The organism is Butyricimonas sp. Marseille-P3923, assembly GCF_900184685.1.
In the GTDB taxonomy this organism is placed as follows: domain Bacteria; phylum Bacteroidota; class Bacteroidia; order Bacteroidales; family Marinifilaceae; genus Butyricimonas; species Butyricimonas muris.
On sequence record NZ_FXXL01000006.1, the window covers coordinates 1,362,595 to 1,381,297 of the forward strand.

Annotated in this window: 12 protein-coding genes; 11 read left to right on the forward strand and 1 reads right to left on the reverse strand. The window is 43.6% G+C overall.

The window, feature by feature from the left end:
* The first annotated feature begins 313 nt into the window (after window positions 1-313).
* The 10 genes from CS948_RS11310 (at window position 314) to CS948_RS11355 (ending at window position 17,048) form a co-directional block, all read left to right on the forward strand.
* On the forward strand, window positions 314-1,543 hold the full coding sequence (locus CS948_RS11310) for an alpha/beta hydrolase (RefSeq protein ID WP_255301969.1): 1,230 nt from the start codon (window positions 314-316) through the stop codon (window positions 1,541-1,543).
* A 233-nt stretch (window positions 1,544-1,776) separates the two neighbouring features.
* Window positions 1,777-3,477, forward strand: a complete 1,701-nt coding sequence (locus CS948_RS11315) for a TldD/PmbA family protein (protein WP_099291770.1) — start codon at window positions 1,777-1,779, stop codon at window positions 3,475-3,477.
* A 123-nt stretch (window positions 3,478-3,600) separates the two neighbouring features.
* The gene (locus CS948_RS11320; protein WP_099291771.1) at window positions 3,601-5,253 is read left to right on the forward strand and encodes a hypothetical protein; all 1,653 of its coding nucleotides are present in this window, start codon (window positions 3,601-3,603) and stop codon (window positions 5,251-5,253) included.
* 129 nt (window positions 5,254-5,382) lie between these two features.
* Window positions 5,383-6,537 carry an ATP-binding protein gene (locus CS948_RS11325; RefSeq protein ID WP_099291772.1) on the forward strand — a complete coding sequence of 385 codons (1,155 nt, stop codon included), beginning with the start codon at window positions 5,383-5,385 and terminating at the stop codon, window positions 6,535-6,537.
* Window positions 6,538-6,558: 21 nt separating this feature from the next.
* Complete coding sequence (locus tag CS948_RS11330) at window positions 6,559-7,104, forward strand: RNA polymerase sigma factor (RefSeq protein WP_099291773.1); 546 nt, start codon at window positions 6,559-6,561, stop codon at window positions 7,102-7,104.
* Window positions 7,105-7,199: 95 nt separating this feature from the next.
* On the forward strand, window positions 7,200-8,378 hold the full coding sequence (locus tag CS948_RS11335; RefSeq protein ID WP_099291774.1) for a FecR domain-containing protein: 1,179 nt from the start codon (window positions 7,200-7,202) through the stop codon (window positions 8,376-8,378).
* Window positions 8,379-8,532: 154 nt separating this feature from the next.
* A complete protein-coding gene (locus tag CS948_RS11340; protein ID WP_255301970.1) occupies window positions 8,533-12,048 on the forward strand; it encodes a SusC/RagA family TonB-linked outer membrane protein in 3,516 nt (1,171 codons plus the stop codon).
* A gap of 34 nt (window positions 12,049-12,082) precedes the next feature.
* A complete protein-coding gene (locus CS948_RS11345; RefSeq protein ID WP_099291776.1) occupies window positions 12,083-13,504 on the forward strand; it encodes a RagB/SusD family nutrient uptake outer membrane protein in 1,422 nt (473 codons plus the stop codon).
* Window positions 13,505-13,532: 28 nt separating this feature from the next.
* A complete protein-coding gene (locus CS948_RS11350; RefSeq protein WP_099291777.1) occupies window positions 13,533-14,396 on the forward strand; it encodes a hypothetical protein in 864 nt (287 codons plus the stop codon).
* A 24-nt stretch (window positions 14,397-14,420) separates the two neighbouring features.
* The gene (locus CS948_RS11355; protein ID WP_099291778.1) at window positions 14,421-17,048 is read left to right on the forward strand and encodes a zinc-dependent metalloprotease; all 2,628 of its coding nucleotides are present in this window, start codon (window positions 14,421-14,423) and stop codon (window positions 17,046-17,048) included.
* Between the two features lie 61 nt (window positions 17,049-17,109).
* Here the strand turns inward: CS948_RS11355 and CS948_RS11360 are convergent, their stop codons facing one another.
* On the reverse strand, window positions 17,110-17,538 hold the full coding sequence (locus CS948_RS11360) for an Hsp20/alpha crystallin family protein (RefSeq protein WP_099291779.1): 429 nt from the start codon (window positions 17,536-17,538) through the stop codon (window positions 17,110-17,112).
* 257 nt (window positions 17,539-17,795) lie between these two features.
* On the opposite strand from CS948_RS11360, the gene CS948_RS11365 reads away from it, so the two are divergent.
* A complete protein-coding gene (locus CS948_RS11365) occupies window positions 17,796-18,677 on the forward strand; it encodes an energy transducer TonB (protein ID WP_099291780.1) in 882 nt (293 codons plus the stop codon).
* Window positions 18,678-18,703 lie beyond the last annotated feature (26 nt).

Here is an 18,703-nt window from a genome sequence, read left to right on the forward strand (position 1 = left end):
TATTTATAGTTGATTTGTATCATCTCCCATTCAACTCCCATTCATATCCTATTCAAAGTCTATTTTAAAGGTAAAGAAATAGTAATTTAATTGAATTTGAATGAAACTTAATACCATGAAAATATATAGTATATTCATGATTGATTCAGGAGGGATATTTGAATATGCTAGAAACCCACCTTTTATTTTTTTTGCTTTGATGATAATTGTGTTGCGAGTGTAATTTCATTATTTTTAGGGCGAAAATTTCTCTTCAATCCCAAGGGGTAGAGGGGAGATGAGTTGTGTTTTGTATTATTTAATGATTTTGATGATGATGAGAATTGTTTGTGTTTTGTTTTTTGTAAGCGTGTGGTTATCACCGTCCTGTGTATCCGCGCAAGTGAAAGCCGTGAAAACATGGGTGGCAAAAAAAGCGGAGGAACGAAAACCGTTGAATAAATTTGCTTTTTACGAGAAGGCGTTGAATAAGGAGGAGGCAAGGGAAATCGCGACTTTGTTGTTTGACGAGAAGCTGAAAGAGGTGAAGAAGAAAAACGAGCGGATGTGGGGAGGGAAATGTTTTAGTCGGGAGGGGTTGCGGATGCCTTTTGATTATAAGGTGTTCGGGGAGAAACCGGCAGACGGGAGGAGTCTTTATATTTCCATGCATGGCGGGGGAAGTGCACCGGAGGCTGTGAATACGCAACAATGGAAAAATCAGATTCTGTTGTACCAGCCGAAGGAGGGCGTGTACGTTGCACCCCGGGCGCCTTGGGATGATTGGAATATGTGGTTTAAGCCGGGGTTGGACGAGTTTTTCGACGAGTTGATCCGGACGGCGGTCGTGATGATGGACGTGAACCCGGATAAGGTGTATCTGTTGGGTTATTCGGCGGGGGGTGACGGCGTGTGGCGTATGGCTCCCCGTATGGCGGATCGTTGGGCTGCAGCTTCTATGATGGCGGGGCATCCCGGTGAGGCTTCTCAGGTTAATTTGCGTAACGTTCCTTTCATGATTTGGATGGGGGAACGGGATGCGGCTTATAACCGGAATACTTTAGCTGTCGAGAAAGGAGTGGTGATGGATTCTTTGCACGCTTCCGACCCGGAAGGGTATATTCACGAAACGCGTATCGTGAAGGGGAAAGGGCATTGGATGGATCGGGAAGATCGTGCGGCAATTCCTTGGATGGCGAAATATCAACGAGAGCCAAACCCGACAAAGGTTGTGTGGAGACAGGAAGAGGTGGTGATGCCTTCTTTATATTGGTTGCGTGTTGATACGGATGAGGCGAAACACGGCATGGAGGTCGTCGTGGAACGGAACGGGAACACGTTTACGATTCTGAAAAATGATTACAAGCGATTGATAATTCGGTTGAATGATGAAATGATTGATTTCGAGCAGCCCGTGGAGATATTTTACCAAGGGAATAAACTTTTTAGCGGGAAAGTGAAGCGGACGTTGAAGAATATAGCTGAATCGATAGACGAGAGGGTGGATAGGCGTTTGATTTTTAGTGGGAAATTGACGGTTGTTGATAACGGGAAGGTTGAGTGAATGCTCTTTTTGATCTTTGATAAAATCGCTCGCCATGGTAATTGGCGGGCGATTTTTTTCGGTTATGGAAATGTTAAAATGGAGCGTTTTAAATGTAGGTTGAGGGTTGAAGAATTAACAAAGAATTAATGTAGAATCATTTTGAATAGTGAAATCAGGGGTGTAATTTTGTTGGTATAATTAGTGCGTGTTCTTCAGAGAACTTTAAAGAAAAATGATTAAAACATTTAGAAATGAAAAAATTAGGATTGATTTTTGTTAGTTGCGTCCTCTCGCTGTTTGCCGTCCAAAAGACGTATGCGCAGGCTCAGGACAAGTTATTGCAACTATTGAAGGAAGAGTTGGCAGCCGATATGAAAGAGCTGCAGAAGCAGGAGAATCCTCCTTACCACATGAATTTTCGGGTAATGGATGATCGTACCGTGAATATCTCGAGTGCTTTCGGGGCGACAATGCGGGCACAGGAGCAACATGTACGTTCTTTGGTGCCGCAGATTCGGGTGGGAGATACGATTCTGGATAACTTTAAATATAACGCCATGGGGGCTCAGCCTGACCGGAACGGGAATTACCGGATGGCTTATATCGGGTTGGATGACGAGAACGGGATTGATGCAACGCGTCAGGCAATTTGGTACGAGGTGATGCAACGTTATAATTTTGCCACGGAAGCTTACGAGCAGGCAAAGACGCAGAGTAAGGTAAGCGTTGCCGACGAGGATAAAGCTCCTTCTTTCTCTGCAGCCCCGGTAGAGAAATATTACGAGGCCCCGATTCCTGCCGAGAAGCAGGCTATCGATATTCCCGCGTGGGAAAAGAAACTGAACGAGGTTTCCGCCGTGTTCAAGAGTGAACCTTTATTACAGAGCGGGGAAACAAGCCTGACCTTCCGGGTATTGCGTACCTATTTCGTGAATACCGAGGGCACGGAAGTGGTGCAGAACCGCACGTATGCCCGTGTCATGATGAGTGCTTCGATGAAAGCGGATGACGGGATGGAATTGCCTTTGAATATGTCTTATTTTGCTTACGAGTTGAAAGACCTTCCTGATGCAAGCATCATGATTGCCGATGCGAAAAAAATGATTGAGCGTTTGAAAGTATTGCGTGTTGCCCCGGTCGTTGATCCTTACACGGGTCCTGCATTGTTGTCGGGTCCTGCAAGCGGTGTCTTCTTCCATGAAATTTTCGGTCACCGTATCGAGGGACATCGTTTGAAATCGGGAGGACAGACCTTCAAGAAAATGGTAGGTGAATACGTGTTGCCGAAAGAATTCCAAGTATATTGCGATCCGACTTTACGCAGTTATGCAGGGGAGGAATTGAACGGGTTCTACCTGTATGATGATCAAGGTGCAAAAGCACGTCGTGTAGATGTAGTGAAAGATGGTATATTAAGGGAATTCCTAATGAGTCGTGTGCCTTTGGACGGATTCCCTCGCACGAACGGACACGCTCGTACTTCCGGAGGTGGTGATCCTGTTTCCCGTCAGTCTAACTTGGTGGTGGAAACGACAGCCCCGAAAACGGAGGCGGAATTACGTCAGATGTTGCTGGAAGAAGCTAAAAAGCAAGGAAAAGAATACGGTTATTATTTCAAAGAAGTAACGAGCGGTTTCACGTTGACCGGTGAAGGCGGTAGCTTGAACTCCTTTAACGTGACCCCGTTGGAAGTGTATCGGATATATGTTGACGGTCGTCCGGACGAATTGGTTCGCGGAGTGGATTTGATCGGAACCCCGTTATCCATGTTCTCCAATATCGTGTGCGGTGGTGATACCCCAAGCGTGTTCACGGGCGAGTGTGGTGCTGAATCCGGTTGGGTGCCTGTTACGGCTAGTTCCCCGATGATTCTGGTAAATAAGATTGAAACGCAGCGTCGTCAGAAATCAATGGATTTACCTCCTATTTTACCGGCACCGGCGAACAATTGATTGATTTCAGATTTATGAATTATGATTTACGAGTGAAATTATGTCGGTGAATAAGTTGAATCATAAATCTAAAATCATAAATCAAAAATTAATAGGATCGTAAATTTAAAATCTAAAATTGAAATGAAATATATATTATCAATATTATTGTTTTTCCTGCTTGTGGCGCCGCTTGCCGCCCAGAATGATCAAGATCAGGTGATCTTTAAAGCTATGCAGGATGAGATGCAACGCAACAAGGAACAGTTGATGTTGCCGGGGATGCAACCTCCTTACTATATTTCTTATACCTTGGGACGTTCTCGTCAATTTCAGGTGAGAGCCTCGTTAGGCGGTATCGTTAATTTCACGGAAACGCCGTGGTCTTCCCGCGGGGCGGTACAAATGTTTTTAGGTAATGATGATAATAATAACGATTTCGCGTATAGCTGTGTTGCGGCTCAGTTGCCGATGCCGGCAGAGCCCGATTATGCCGGCATGCGCAGGAATTATTGGATGGGGTCGGATATGATGTACAAGTGGTCGTTACAGGCTGCCAACATGAAAGAATCTTACTTGAAGGCGAACCCGAGAACGCCCGAAGAGGTGAATTTGAAAGATCGCCAGAAAGTGGAGCCTGTCACGAAAATCGAGGAAGCTAAAAATGCTTACACGATAGATCGTGCCGCGTTGGAGAAGACGGCAAACGAATTATCTGCCATCTTCAAGGATTACAAGGATATATACAATTCATCGGTAAATATCAGCGGTGCGGATATTGAGATTTATAAAATGACGACCGATGGTGTTGTGTTGAAACAACCGATGAGATATACCAACTTGTATGCCACGGCTTACGTGGTGACCGAGGATGGTGTACGTATCGATGATACTTATTCCGTGATTGTAGACCGTCCGGAAGATTTACCTTCGCTTGATGAGTTGAAAAAAGGCGTGAAAGCGTTTGCCGATAATTTGATCAAGTTGAAGAATGCCCCGGTTATCACGGAGTATTACGGTGGTCCGGTTTTATTTGAAGGAGGAGCGAGTTCTTCTGTTTTGACCTCTAATTTATTGAGGAGAGGTGCTCTTTACGCTTATCGTAAACCTGCTTCTGACCGTATGCAACCGATCAAGACTTTGGATGATCGTCTGGATATGAAGATCATCGATACCCGTCTGACGGTGAAGAATTATTCTTCTTTGGAAAAATACAATGGTGTCACTTTATTGGGAGCTTATGATATTGACGCCGACGGTATCGTGCCGCCCAAGGAAATCACCTTGGTGGAGAACGGTATTTTCAAGGCGATGTTGAACGGAACCGTTCCGACATTACATGCGCCCCAATCGACAGGTAGTTCCCGGTTCACGCTTTCTTCTATGGATGGAACCTATACATTGGCTCCCGGTACAATTCATATTAAAGCCGACAAGGGTACTAAGCCGGAAAAGATGAAAGCCGCTTTGATCAAGGCAGCCAAGGAGGAAGGTTTGAAATACGCTTATATCGTGCGCGGCTTGGCAGGAAAGGCTTCCCGCATCTACCGGGTGGATTTGAAAGACGGAAGCGAAACGCAAGTACGTTTCGGTGATGTTTCCGGATTCACGTTACCCAACTTGAAACGTATGTTGAATATTTCCAACAAGGAGAATGTAAGCAATTATCTTTCTAACGGAGAGGTGTTGTCTTCAATTATTTATCCTTCTTCTATTCTGGTGGAAAATATAGAAATCAACAAGTCTGACGTGAAGAAAGACAAAGAACAGGTATTGACTTTCCCGTTGCAGAAATAGTCATTATAGAAAATAGAACACAGGGAACTTGGCTCGCTTTTACGGTGAGCCAAGTTTTTTTATGATACTTGTGATTATTTGATTTGCAATTATTATATTTGCAATAATTGCAATTTAAATAATCTGATGATGATAGCAAAGGTTAGGAATCCTTTTATAATTAGCGGGTATGTTTCTGCCGAATATTTTTGTGACCGGGAGATGGAAAGTGATGAACTTACGCGGGCTTTTTTTAACGAGCGTAATACGGTGATTGTTTCTCCCCGGCGTATGGGTAAAACAGGGTTAATAGAACATTGTTTTCATCGTAAGCAGGTGCAAGAAGAGTTCTACACGTTTTTTATCGATATTTATGCCACGGGTACGTTAAGGGAATTCGTGTTCGCTCTAGGCAAGCATATTTTTGAAACCTTGAAGCCCAAGGGGAAGAAGTTTATAGAGCAATTCTTTGCCACTATCAGTTCACTGCGTCCGGCATTTAAGTTAGACTCAATGAGTGGACAGCCTGTTTTTGATATCGGGATTGGAGATATCAAGCAACCGGAATTATCTCTTGAAGAGATTTTCATGTATTTGGAAAGAGCCGATAAACGTTGTATCGTGGCTATTGATGAGTTTCAGCAGATTGCCAAGTACCCGGAGAAAAACGTGGAGGCAATGTTGCGCACGTGTATTCAAAGATGTAAGAATGCTAATTTTGTGTTTTCCGGTAGCCAACGCCACATGATGCAAAATATGTTTTTTTCGGCATCAAGACCGTTTTACCAGAGTGCTTCTCTTCTGAATCTGGAAGCCATTCGGCAGGAGCGGTATAAGGAGTTCGTGTATCATCATTTTCGTGAAGCGGGTAAAAAGATTACGGAGGAGTGTATCACACGCGTGTATAATTTGTTGGAGGGGCATACTTGGTATATGCAGATGTTGTTTAATCGTTTTTATGAACAGGTGGAGGCAGGAGAAGAGATGACGGTAAACCTTGCTGACCAGATATTGCATTTAACGGTGGAAGCGAATAAAACTGTTTATCAAAGTATGGTTGCCATGTTGCCCGAAAGGCAGAAAGAGGTGTTGTTTGCAATAGCTAAAGAAGGGAAAGCCATGGAGATAACCTCGACGCAATTTGTCAAAAGGCATGGATTGCATTCGCCGAGTTCCGTGCAATCCGCGATAAAACAATTGCTCGAGAGAGAGTTTATAACTAAGGATGGAGGGGTGTATCACGTTTATGACCGGTTTTTCGGTTTTTGGTTGGCTGAAACGTATGGAACAGGATATAAGCTTTAATTCAAAACAGTAGTGGGGATAATGAAAATGTCTGTGAATAAAATGAATCTGGCGGATAGGTTCGAGCAGGTCTATAGAGAATACTCGAAGCCGATGTTTTTGTATGCCCTTAGTTTTTTGATTTCGGAGGAGGAAGCGGAGGATGTTATACAAGAGGTTTTTATAAATTTCTGGAAGGACAAAACGTATCAAAAAATCCGGAGTGAGGTCACGAAGACTTACTTGTTCCGTTCGGTAAAGAATAGTTGCCTGAATCGATTAAAAAAGAAAGATATTTTGCGTGATCGACTGGATGTGTTGCGGGAAGAAGTGGTTGAGGAGGAGATGGTGAAGTGGAACGACGCGTTGATTCAGGAGGTGGAGGCAGAAATAGAGCGGATGCCGGAACAGACGAGGGAAATTATTAGAAGCGTGTTTTTTCATGAAATGAAATATCAAGAGGTCGCGGATGCGTTGGGAATATCTATAAATTCCGTGAAAACGTTGTTGAAAAACGGGATGAGGCATTTGCGGGAGCGTTTTGCCGAACGGATGGATTTGTTTCTTGTTATGGTGCTGATAAATTGATGGTTATGCTTGATGCTTGATTTTTTTTGAATTTTTTCTCTTTTTGATTCACCCGATTTTCTTTTTTATTGTCTATACGGAAAAGAAAATAGGTCATGGATACATGGAATGAAATAGACGAGTGGATTGCCCGATACCTGCAAGGGGAGCTTCCGGAACAAGACAAGAGTAGTTTGATTCGGTGGTTGGATGCTTCCCCCGAGCATGAAAAGTATTTTCGGGAGATACTTCGGACAAAGGTGCATGTGGATGCTGTCGGAAAACGGAGTAGATTGGAGCGGATGCAAGAAGATGTGTGGAAGCGTATAACCCCGATTTTGGAGAGGCGAAGGAGATTGTGGTACGCGTGGGGAAGTAGTGTCGCTGCCGTGGTAATGGTGTTGGTAGGGGCGTTTTTCGTTTGGAGAGGACAACGGGAAATCAAGGGTGAATCAAATGTTTTCGCGAGTGTTTTACAAGTTGAATCCGGATCGGCTAAGGCGATTTTAGTGACTTCGTCGGGAAAAAGGATCGAGTTAAAGGAAGGTGAAACTCGTCAAGTGGCGGATATTTCCGGTGTAGGTGTGATACAGGATTCAACGGGAGGAGTTCGATTCGAGGATAAAGGGATGCCCGGGGAGGGGATGCGTGAGAACAACACGATCGTGGTGCCTCGGAAAGGGGAGTACTTCGTGGAGTTGAGCGATGGTACGAAGGTCTGGATAAATTCGGATTCGCGGTTGGAGTTTCCCAATCGCTTTTACGGGGATTCCCGGGAAGTGAGTTTGCAAGGCGAAGCTTACTTCGAGGTGGCGTCAAACCCGGATAAACCGTTTTACGTGCATCTGGGGGAAGTGAAAGTGCGTGTGCTGGGGACGGCATTTAACGTGACGGCTTACGAGAATGACGGGTTGACGGAAGTGGCGCTTTTGCACGGGAAAGTTAGTTTTGACGTGGGAAAGGAGGCTTATGCGCTTGAACCGGGAGAGGTTGCATCTTTAAACAAAGAGAACGGTAAAACCACTATTCGGGAAGGTGATGTCCGGATGATTATTGATTGGAAAACCGGTAAGTTTAATTTTGAGGATATGCCCTTGGAGGTATTGACCGTGAAATTATCTCGTTGGTATGGAGTTTCTTTTGTCTTCGTGGATGAGGAGGCAAAAGGATTACGTTTTTCCGGGGCGGTGACTAAATACAGGAGTTTGGATTACGTGTTGAATATGATATCGAAGACGACAAACGTGAAGTTCGAGGAGGAGGAAGGGAAAGTCGTGATTCGTGCGAAAAGATGAAGCTTATATAAAATGAATTATCCCGAATAGTGGTGACGCACGATCCGGGATAGGGCTTATTAATAATAATATACCTATTTGCAAAAGTATGAAAAAAAAGCGAACGAGGTGGTTTTTCATGCGAGGTTTTGAACCACGAAAATTATTGAAAGTAATGAAACTAAGCGTAATTTTATTATTGGCAAGCATGCATCTGGCGGTTGCCGGTGTTAAGGCTCAAGCGAAGATCACGGTTGAGGCGAAGACCGTGACTTATTTGGAGTTATTTAAACAGATCAAAGAACAGACGGGGCTTACCGTGGTGTATAGTAACAACGAGTTGGATAAGTCGCAAACCGTGGAAGCGGGATTCGTGCAGACGGATTTGAAGGTTGTGTTGGATAGAATCTTAGAAGGCACACGTTTGACTTACGAGATGATGGATGAGTTTATCGTTTTGAAATTAGCCCCGGAGGAAAAGAAAAAGTCGTTGAATATTGTGGGGCGAGTGTCAGATAAAGACAAGTTGCCTCTCCCCGGGGTAACGGTGATGGCGAAAGACTTGAAGTTAGGGACGACGACGGATCTTAACGGGTTTTATTCTTTGCTTTTGCCGAAGACGGATAATCTTTCTCTCGTGTTTTCGTTTATGGGAATGAAGACTGTAGAGGTGAAGTACGTGGGGCAGGATTCGATTAACGTGGTGATGGAGGAAGACATTAAGGCTTTGGATGACGTTGTGATTACCGGCTACGGGAGAACGGCGAAGGGGAATTACACGGGAGCGGCGACCACGGTGAAAGTGGCGGATATTATGATGGCGGGAGCTTCTTCTATCGACCAGATGTTGCAGGGGGTGGTTCCGGGAATGCTGGTGCAGTCGGGAACCGGTATGGTGGGTTCTTCTCCCAAGATACGCGTAAGGGGTACTTCTTCTTTGCTAGGGAGTCAGGAACCGGTATGGGTGGTTGACGGCGTGGTGCAACGGGATCCCCAACCGTTTAACTCGGAGGATAACACGAAGTTTTCGGTGGACGCGGATGATATTTCTCAGTTAGCGGGTAATGCAATTTCATGGTTGAATCCCAATGATATAGAAACAATCACTGTTTTGAAGGATGCTTCGGCTACCGCTATTTATGGTTCTGAGGCGGCTAATGGTGTCATTGTTATCACGACGAAAAAGGCAAAAGCAGGTAAAGTTTCGGTATCGTATAGCGGGGATTTTTCTATAGGTCAGAGGCCTCGTTACGGGTTGTATGATCGGATGAATTCACAGGAGATGATGGAGTTCTCGAAGGAGATGTACGAGGATCGGGTGGTTTACCCTAACACGATTTTGGAGGTCGGGTATGCCGGATTGTTGAAATCTTATTTGGATAAAAAGATTTCGAAGGAAGATTTCGATAAGGAATACAGGAAAATGGCCGAGCGAAACACGGATTGGTTTGATTTGCTGTTCAGTAATTCGTTTAGTCATAAACATAGTTTGAGTTTGAGCGGTGGTTCTGAAAAGATTCAGAACAGGACTTCGTTGGGATACACGGACGAGAGGGGAGAAGCGAAGGGGAATAACGTGGCGTTGTTTACGGCTACCTCTAACACGACGGTGAATTTGTTTGACAATGAATTGATGGTGAATTTGTTGTTGAAGGGTACTTGGCGGAAAGCGGAAGGTTTTGCCTATGACGTGGATCCTTTCAAGTACGCGTATAACACGAGCCGTGTGATTCCTATGTATAACGAGGATGGTACTTTGCATTATCATGACAAATGGGCGGAAACCGGAAGTACGGTGATTAATAATAAATATAATTACTTGTATAATATTCGGAATGAGTTAGATAACACGGGAAGCGAGAACAACACGAAGAGTTGGGGGGCGACCTTGGACTTGAAATGGAATATTTTGCCGGGATTGGAATACCAAGGCTTGGTGTCTTATTCTTCCTCGTCGGCTGACGTGAAAAAGTATGCCACGGAGCGTTCTTTTTACGCTTCCACTCTCCGGGGTTATGATTTCGAGGCTTACGAGAATTCTGCCGAGGAGTTCGGGTATACCCGTTTGCCTTTCGGGGGATTGTTGGAAACCGGGTTGACGGATGTGACTACCATCACGGTGCGGAATGCTTTGGTGTATGATAGAATGTTCAAGGATGTGCACCGGATGACGTTGCAGTTGGGTATCGAAACCAATTCTACTAAAACGAGAGGGTCGACCGGAAAGCGTTACGGGTATTTGAGGGATCGGGGCGAAACTTTCGTGAAGTTGCCGATGACGTATAAAGATAGCTGGGGTGATCCGATAGATAATGATTTGGCACAAGGAGAAGCTACCGTGTTGAATAAGATTGACAATAAACTGAGCGAGTATGTTTCCGCTGTGTATGCTTATGATAATCGCTACGTGTTGAATGTCAGCGCTCGTCTTGATGCATCCAATCGTTTCGGTCAGGATAAAAATAAACGTTTCGAGCCGACATGGTCGGTGGGAGCGAAGTGGAGAGTGGCTTCGGAGAGTTTCGCGAAAGGTTTGTGGTGGTTGAATAATTTGGATTTGATTGCTTCTTACGGTTATCAAGGTAACGCGGTGGAAACGGTTTCACCTTATTTGATAGCGGAACAGGGAGGCGTGAACGAATATTATAATGATTACGTGTTAAATGTGAAGTCGTTGCCTTATTCTGATCTTGGATGGGAAAAAACGAAAACCTATAATTTCGGGGTAGATGCTGCATTTTTGGAAGGACGATTGAATTTCACGGTGAATTATTTCAAAAAGGTCAGTGACGTACTTTCTTCCCGTAATATTCCCCGGGAAAATGGAGTGGAGAAAGCTATCGTGGACGGAGGTGAGATGACGAATACCGGTTATGATTTCGTGATTAACGTGATTCCGGTTCGGACGAAAGATTTCACTTGGCAGTTGTCATTGAATACGGCCGTGACCAAGAATAAGGTAAATAAGAATCAACGGATCAATACCTTGAACGATTATCTGGATGGTAGTGCAGTGGTGAACGGGGAGGCTTTTTCCACTTTCTATTCTTTCAAGTATGCAGGTCTGGATGATGAGAATGGTTTCCCGAAATTTGATTATATGGATGTGGTGGACGGGGAGAGTCCGTTGGCCTATTTGGTGAAGTCCGGTAAGTTTACCCCGGATTTTTCGGGAGGTTTGAACATGATGTTCAAGTACCGGAACTGGTCGTTGTATGCTTTGTTCAACGTGCAGTGGGGAGGACATGCCCGTTTGCCGAAGTTGTATGACACGGATAGTAATTACGGGATTCCAACCCCGGAGCAGAATGTATCCCGGGATTTAGCCAAGCGTTGGCGGAAAGCGGGAGATAAAACCGATATTCCTTCTATTCCGACGAGCAAAGCCTATATCAATCTGCCGACGACAGCCACGGTAGCGAGTTCGGAAAGACGGTTGTATGATATGTATAATAATTCCGATTTGCGAGTGGCTAACACGGATTTTATTCGTTGTCGTTCTTTGTCATTGTCTTATGATTTTGAACAGAAGTGGTTATCTCGAATCGGGGCGCAACGGTTGTTGCTTAAGGCAAGTATGACGAACCCGTTTATGTGGGTTTCCGATAGTAAATGGAACGGGTTGGATCCGGAAACGGGAGATTGGCCGACGAGAAGGGTTACTTCATTGTCTTTACAAGTGATGTTTTAAGAGGTAAGTTGAGTGTTAAATAATAAATAATGATATGATGAAGAAATTACAATTCATGATATGCTTATTGGGATTGCTGGGGCTGGGGGCTTGTTCCGATTATTTGGAGAAAGAGTCCTCGGATGAGGTAATCGTGAAGACTGTTTCCGATTATAGTGAATTGCTTTTGGGGGCTGGCTATCCGTCACCGACAAAGGCGATCTATAATACGCTCTATTTGTTGGATGACGATTTTATGCTGAATGATAATAATTTTAACGACGAAACGGATAATGCTGGTGCAGTGGGTGTTTTCCCGTTTTTTACATGGCAACCGGATATGTGGGAACGACAGGAGGTGGATAAATCTTCGTATGATGAGACTTATTCCCCGACATACGAGCGGATTATGGGAGTGAATGCCGTGTTGGACGGGATTGATGAGGCAACCGGTGATGTGGAAGAGCGTGACCGGGTGAAGGCGGAAGCCTTGGCATTGAGAGGTTATTATTATTTTATGTTGGTAAATCTTTACGGGGAACCTTATAATTATAATAAAAAGGCATTAGGAGTACCTTTGAAGTTAACGGCTGATATGGAAACGAACGGGAAAGCCCGGAGTACGGTGGAAGAGGTGTATGGACAGATCGTGAAGGATTTGACGGAATCGTCAGCTTTGTTTGAAAAATATACCAAGCGTAGGGGAAGTTTCCGGATAAATTTGCCAACGGTTAATATTCTTTTGTCACGTGTTTATTTGCACATGGAGCTATGGAAAGAAGCTATTGCTGCAGCCACGAAGGCGATAGAACATGGTAATTTGTTAACGAATTACGTGAATTTACCGGAAAGCGCAATTTGTATTGCCAATTATAGTTATTCGGAAGTGGAGTGGGTGTATGGTAACGGAAATACACCGAGTCGATTGAATACGGTTCTTGTTTCTTCGGATTTGCGTGAAAAGTTTGATGCAAACCCGAATGATACCCGTCGGGTACTTTGGTTTGATGCGAACTGGAATATTACTAAAAAACGACTGAGTTACCCGAGCGGTACGCCAAGAATGCCGACAAATTCGATTCGCATGTCGGAGGCTTACCTGAATCGGGCAGAAGCTTTGGTACAAGATAATCAAATCGGGTTGGCATGGGATGACTTGGAGCATTTGCGGGAGAATCGTTATCGGGATTATGATGAAGCGGAAATTACAGATGCGGTGGCATTGCTGGAAGCAATTCGTGAAGAACGTCGATTGGAACTTTGTTATGACGAGGTGCGTTGGTTTGATTTGCGGCGTTATGGAATGCCTGCTATTTCTCACCGGTATAAGGCAAGGAGTTCGGCGAATTGGCAGACTTACGTGTTGACGGAAAAAGATCCTTTGTACACGTTACCGATTCCTAATGAAGTGATGGACGAGAATCCGGGATTGCAGCAAAATGAATCGGCAAAGCAGCCTTTGAGGCAAGGGAAATGAGAAATGTAGAATCTAAAATGTTACAACGATGAAGACGAGTATATATGTATTCTTGTTTGCACTCCTGTTTTTAGGAGCCTGCGCGGAGGACAAAGAGATTGGGGAGATTCAAATAACTGACCCGGATTACGTGTTGCCACAGGGAGGGAATGCTGCCGCGGATGAGGTCATTTTGAAGTTGTATGAAAAGTACAATACTTATTTCTTGTATAAATACACGGAAAAAGATATAGAATGGACTCAGACGGCTCTTTTGACTTATTATGATTATGAGCCGATAGAACCGGATGATGTTATGAATTTATTAAACTTGTTGGAAATTACTTGGTTTGATTTGTATGATGCGGAGGTTTTGAAGAGAATGATGCCTTATCGGGTATTTTTAACGGGGATGTTGAAGGAAGATATTGGCTCTTGGTGGGAAAATTGGGTAGATATTCCGGCTCGTTATCTGGAAAACCAGATTGCCATTAATAAGGTGGAGAAGGATGTGGCTGATATGTCTGCCGCGGAAAAGAGAGAATTTAAATCTTATTTGCAAACCACGTTCTTGGAATACTGCGTGGCTTATGGTGTGATAACTATTCCTGATGAGTTTTATGCTGGAAGTGATTACACGAAATCTTATGCAAGTAGTTCGGAAGAAGCGAGAGAGTGGGGATTCGTGTACAATCCGAAAACGGATAGTGAATGGAGTTATGATACTTACCAAATCACTTCTACAGATGATGTAAACGCTTATTTGGCTTCTTTGGTATATCGCACTACCGGGGAGTGGGCTGAGGATTTGGAATACCCGTTGATTCGGGAGAAATATCAAATACTGGTCAACTGTCTGAAGGAGCAATATGGTATAGATGTTTGTAAAATCGGTAACACTGTTTATGAATAATGTTGTATGTTTAAAATGTATTGTATGAAAAAAAGTATTGTAGGTTTATTACTTTTGGTGTTTATGGCACCTTGCGTGTGTAAATCTTTTGCGGCAGAAAGGAAAAAGAAAAATGTCAAAGAAGAGACGAATGTCGCGAAGGAAACGAAATACGAGAAGTTGATGAAAAAAGCGGGACGGGAGACCGCTTCAGGGGAGTTTCTTTCTTTGCACAAGATTGGGGGAAAACTTTACGTGGAACTTCCTTTGAAATATTGCGGACGTGATTTATTGATTGCTTCCACGACATCGGAATCCAGTAATTCCAGATTGGCTATGGTCGGGTATAAAACACTTGATCCTTTGCATGTCAGATTTATAAAGATGGATAGTACGATTGTACTCCAGAACGTAAATGCCGAGATGGAGGGGGATAAGGAATTGGAGATTGCCATAAAACGAAATTACATGGACACGTTTTATAGGAAGTACCCGATAGCGGCTTATAATAATGATTCTACTTCGGTTGTATTTGATATGACGGAATTGTTCGTCGGGGACGAGGAAGCTTTGAAGCCGGTTGAGAGCAATTACAGTATTCTGGGGATCTCTTCTCGGTTAAAACCGGGATTTGGTATGTTGGATAAGATCAAAGCTTTCGATGATAACGTAACGATAGCGTCGTACATGACTTATGATTATAGTATATCCTTTTTTGGGCAGAATATCGGGTCGGGAGAATTGACGACTAAAGTAATGCGTACGATATTGTTGTTGCCGGAGGAGCGAATGAAACCGAGAATCGCAGATTCCCGTGTAGGTATATTTCTTACCGGCAAACAAAATATCACTATGGCGGCAGATGGGATTGAAAGTTATGCATTGGCTAACCGTTGGAGATTGGAGCCTAAGGATATGAAGGCATGGGAACGCGGGGAACTGGTGGAACCGGTGAAACCTATCGTGTGGTATATTGATGATGCTTTCCCCGAATCATGGAAGGAACCTTTGAAACAATCGGTTTTGATATGGAATCAGGCTTTCGAGAAAATCGGTTTTAAAAATGTGATGGTTGCACGTGATTTCCCGAAAGATGATCCTAATTTTGATCCCGACAACTTGAAATATTCATGTATTCGTTATGTGCCGATCTCGGTTGAGAATGCCATGGGACCTTCTTGGGTAGACCCGAGAACCGGAGAGATTATTAACGCGACCGTACTGGTTTATAATGATGTAATTAAATTGATTAATAGCTGGCGTTTTATCCAGACCGCGCAGTTAGACCCGAGAGTGCGGGGTAAGAAATTGCCGCAAGAGGTGGTGGATGAATCCTTGGCTTACGTGTTCGCCCATGAAATAGGACATACGTTGGGATTGATGCATAATATGGCTGCTTCCAGTGCTTATCCCGTGGATTCGTTACGTTCTGCTTCCTTCACGAATAAATACGGTACGACACCCTCTATTATGGATTACGCCCGTTTTAATTACGTGGCGCAGCCGGGTGACGAGGGAGTACGTTTGTCACCCCCGGATATGGGTGTGTATGATGAGTATGCCATTAAATGGTTGTATTCTCCTATCCCGGGTAATAAATCAGTACGGGAGGAAGCTAAAATATTGGAAAGTTGGGTAGACGAGAAGGCTGGCGATCCTATCTACCGTTACGGGAAACAGCAAGTGTATTCTCGTTATGACCCGAGTGCCCTTGAGGAAGATTTGGGAGATGATGCTTGTAAAGCGGGAGATTACGGGATCAAGAATCTGAAATATATTTTGGAGAACTTGAATAGTTGGATAAAAGATGATGAATCGACAGCTCACAGACAGGAGTTGTATTCGGGACTTTGTAACCAGTATACCCGTTATTTGTTGAATGCCTTGACTAACGTGGGAGGTATTTATTTAACGGAGGTGAAAGACGGAACTCCGGGTGAGCGTTGGAGAGCGGTTCCTCGAGATGTACAACAAAAATCGTTGAAATGGGTTATTAAACAATTGCGTGAAAGCGATTGGTTGGATCAAAAAGATGTGACGAGCAAATTCCCGTTGGCTATCAATCAATCTCTTATGTTGAAATCTCGAGTGGGGAAAAAATTATTCCAACTTAATAAAGGCATATTATTGTCTTCTCATGTCAGCACTCAACCTTATACATTGGAGAATTACTACGATGATCTTTTTGCCGGAATCTGGGAATCGGCTATGAAAGGGCGTAAGTTGACGGCTGGTGATAAAATATTGCAGAGGTTGGCTGTGCAGGAGGCGATAGCTGCAGCCGGAAAAGTTATGGATAAAAAAGGAGGAGGTAAATCTCTTCAAATTGCAGATATGATTTATGCTCCTTCTGTAGATGAGATTGCCCTTTACGGGTTGGATGAAACGGGTTGTGTTAATGAATATTTGCCGGAATTGCGAGCTCTCGAGGAAGAACACGGGAAAGGTTATGTTGCAGCTTGCTTGCGGGAGAAATGTCAGTTTGGGGATACTGGCGATTACGGTTGGCAGAAAGAGGTGAATGTAAGTGATATAGATGAATCTGCTGCTTATTGTGCCGCTATGTTGAAGAAAATAGAGAATTTGATAAAAACAAAACAGGCAACGGCAAATGTAGGGGATAAAATTCATTATCAATCCCTTTTGTTAATGATTGAAGCACAGAAAAAATAGCGTGTCAATAAAAAAAGTCGGTCAATTTTTGACCGACTTTTTTATATTGGTTACCTTAATCTTATTTTATCTCAATGGTTCTTTGTTCTTTTTTAATATCCTCGATGGAAATCTTCGGTAGATCGATGGTTAATACACCGTGTTCTACACCGGCGGCAATCTTTTCTTTGTCAACATCGTCGGGCAGAATCATTGTCTGCTGGAATTTAGAGTATGAAAACTCGCGGCGTAAGTAGCGTTGTTCTTTCTTCTCCTCGTTGTTTTCAATTTTCTTCTCCATGGTGATGACCAGATTATTATCTTCGTCAATGCGAACGTTAAAATCTTCTTTTGTCATACCCGGGGCGGCAACTTCTACTTTATAATCTTTTTCCGACTCGATCACGTTGATTGCAGGTGCAGTTGCGTTTGTTCTAGTCATCCACTCGTTATCAAAGAAATCATTAAAGATACTTGGTAACCAATTTTGAGTTCTTCTTACAGGCATCATAATTTCAGTCTCCTATCTTTAAGTTTAACATTCAATCTTATCTTTGGACTCCGGTTCTTTTTAGGAACCGTCGTTTGATAAGGAATAGTGCAAAGCCTGTGCCATCGTGATTTACGGACTTTTTGTCATGGATATTATGTCAAATTTTCATTTTTTGCTTCGTCATATGACAAATATTTTCAATTTCAAGTACGTTTTTGTGATAATAATTGTAGCTTTATGGCTGTTTAAATAGGTATGTACTTAATAAATACATTATGCATAGATCAAATAATAATTACAATTGGGCTAGAACAATATTTGTTGTAGCGTTGGTCGTTGGCCTTGGATGGATGTCTTCTCCGGTAATGGCACACGGCACGGAAGTGTGTTTGGCAGATGGTGATACTACCGTACATGTGGTTGCAGATGTACAGCCGGAGTTTAACGGTAATCTGAATCAATGGCTCGGGGAGAATATCATGTACCCGGAAGAGGCTCAACAGGAGCGTATCGAGGGCAAAGTGTTCGTGACTTTCACGGTAGAAAAAGACGGGGCAATATCTCATGTTACCGTCGTGCGTTCGGCTCACCCGATTCTGGACGCGGAGGCTGTGCGCGTGATCCAAAGTATGCCGAAATGGAAACCCGCCATGATGAACGGTGAAGCGGTACGTTTTTCCAAGACTTTGCCGATCACGTTTAAATTGGCAGAGGAACAATTGACTTACGGGCAATACCTGAAGAATCTGGAAGAGGAGCAAGAGCTGCTGAAACAAGGCAATCAATTAACGCCGGAGGAACAGACAGCCCGCGTAGAGGCTTTCAAAAAACAGTTGGGAGATGATGCCACGCTTTACAAATTGTTACTGGAAAAGAGTCAGGCTATCAAAGGCGAGATCGACAGTGTGGTGAAAGCTCAAACCAAAGTATTGAAGTTGAAAAAGACGGATGTAAAAGAATTGACAAAAATATACGAGAACGAGATTGATGCGAAGATTAAATTGATCGAAAGTCTGGGAACAGATGATTTTGTCAGTAAGTTTGTATCTTCCGAGATAAAGATGAGACAACTCGAGATGGACAAGATGTTGCAGATAAAAGATTTATTGAAAGATCGTTTTAAACTCTATTTCGAGAATTATATTTTGCAGCAATAATTATTACAAGGTATTAAATGACGGGT

What these genes read in the sequence shown, in the direction of transcription:
- CS948_RS11320 (WP_099291771.1), top strand. Translation starts at nt 3,601, where the DNA reads ATGAAATATATATTATCAATATTATTGTTTTTCCTGCTTGTGGCGCCG.
- CS948_RS11335 (WP_099291774.1), top strand. Translation starts at nt 7,200, where the DNA reads ATGGATACATGGAATGAAATAGACGAGTGGATTGCCCGATACCTGCAA.
- CS948_RS11360 (WP_099291779.1), bottom strand. Translation starts at nt 17,538, where the DNA reads ATGATGCCTGTAAGAAGAACTCAAAATTGGTTACCAAGTATCTTTAAT.
- CS948_RS11345 (WP_099291776.1), top strand. Translation starts at nt 12,083, where the DNA reads ATGATGAAGAAATTACAATTCATGATATGCTTATTGGGATTGCTGGGG.
- CS948_RS11355 (WP_099291778.1), top strand. Translation starts at nt 14,421, where the DNA reads ATGAAAAAAAGTATTGTAGGTTTATTACTTTTGGTGTTTATGGCACCT.
- CS948_RS11350 (WP_099291777.1), top strand. Translation starts at nt 13,533, where the DNA reads ATGAAGACGAGTATATATGTATTCTTGTTTGCACTCCTGTTTTTAGGA.
- CS948_RS11310 (WP_255301969.1), top strand. Translation starts at nt 314, where the DNA reads ATGATGAGAATTGTTTGTGTTTTGTTTTTTGTAAGCGTGTGGTTATCA.
- CS948_RS11340 (WP_255301970.1), top strand. Translation starts at nt 8,533, where the DNA reads ATGAAACTAAGCGTAATTTTATTATTGGCAAGCATGCATCTGGCGGTT.
- CS948_RS11315 (WP_099291770.1), top strand. Translation starts at nt 1,777, where the DNA reads ATGAAAAAATTAGGATTGATTTTTGTTAGTTGCGTCCTCTCGCTGTTT.
- CS948_RS11365 (WP_099291780.1), top strand. Translation starts at nt 17,796, where the DNA reads ATGCATAGATCAAATAATAATTACAATTGGGCTAGAACAATATTTGTT.
- CS948_RS11330 (WP_099291773.1), top strand. Translation starts at nt 6,559, where the DNA reads ATGAAAATGTCTGTGAATAAAATGAATCTGGCGGATAGGTTCGAGCAG.
- CS948_RS11325 (WP_099291772.1), top strand. Translation starts at nt 5,383, where the DNA reads ATGATAGCAAAGGTTAGGAATCCTTTTATAATTAGCGGGTATGTTTCT.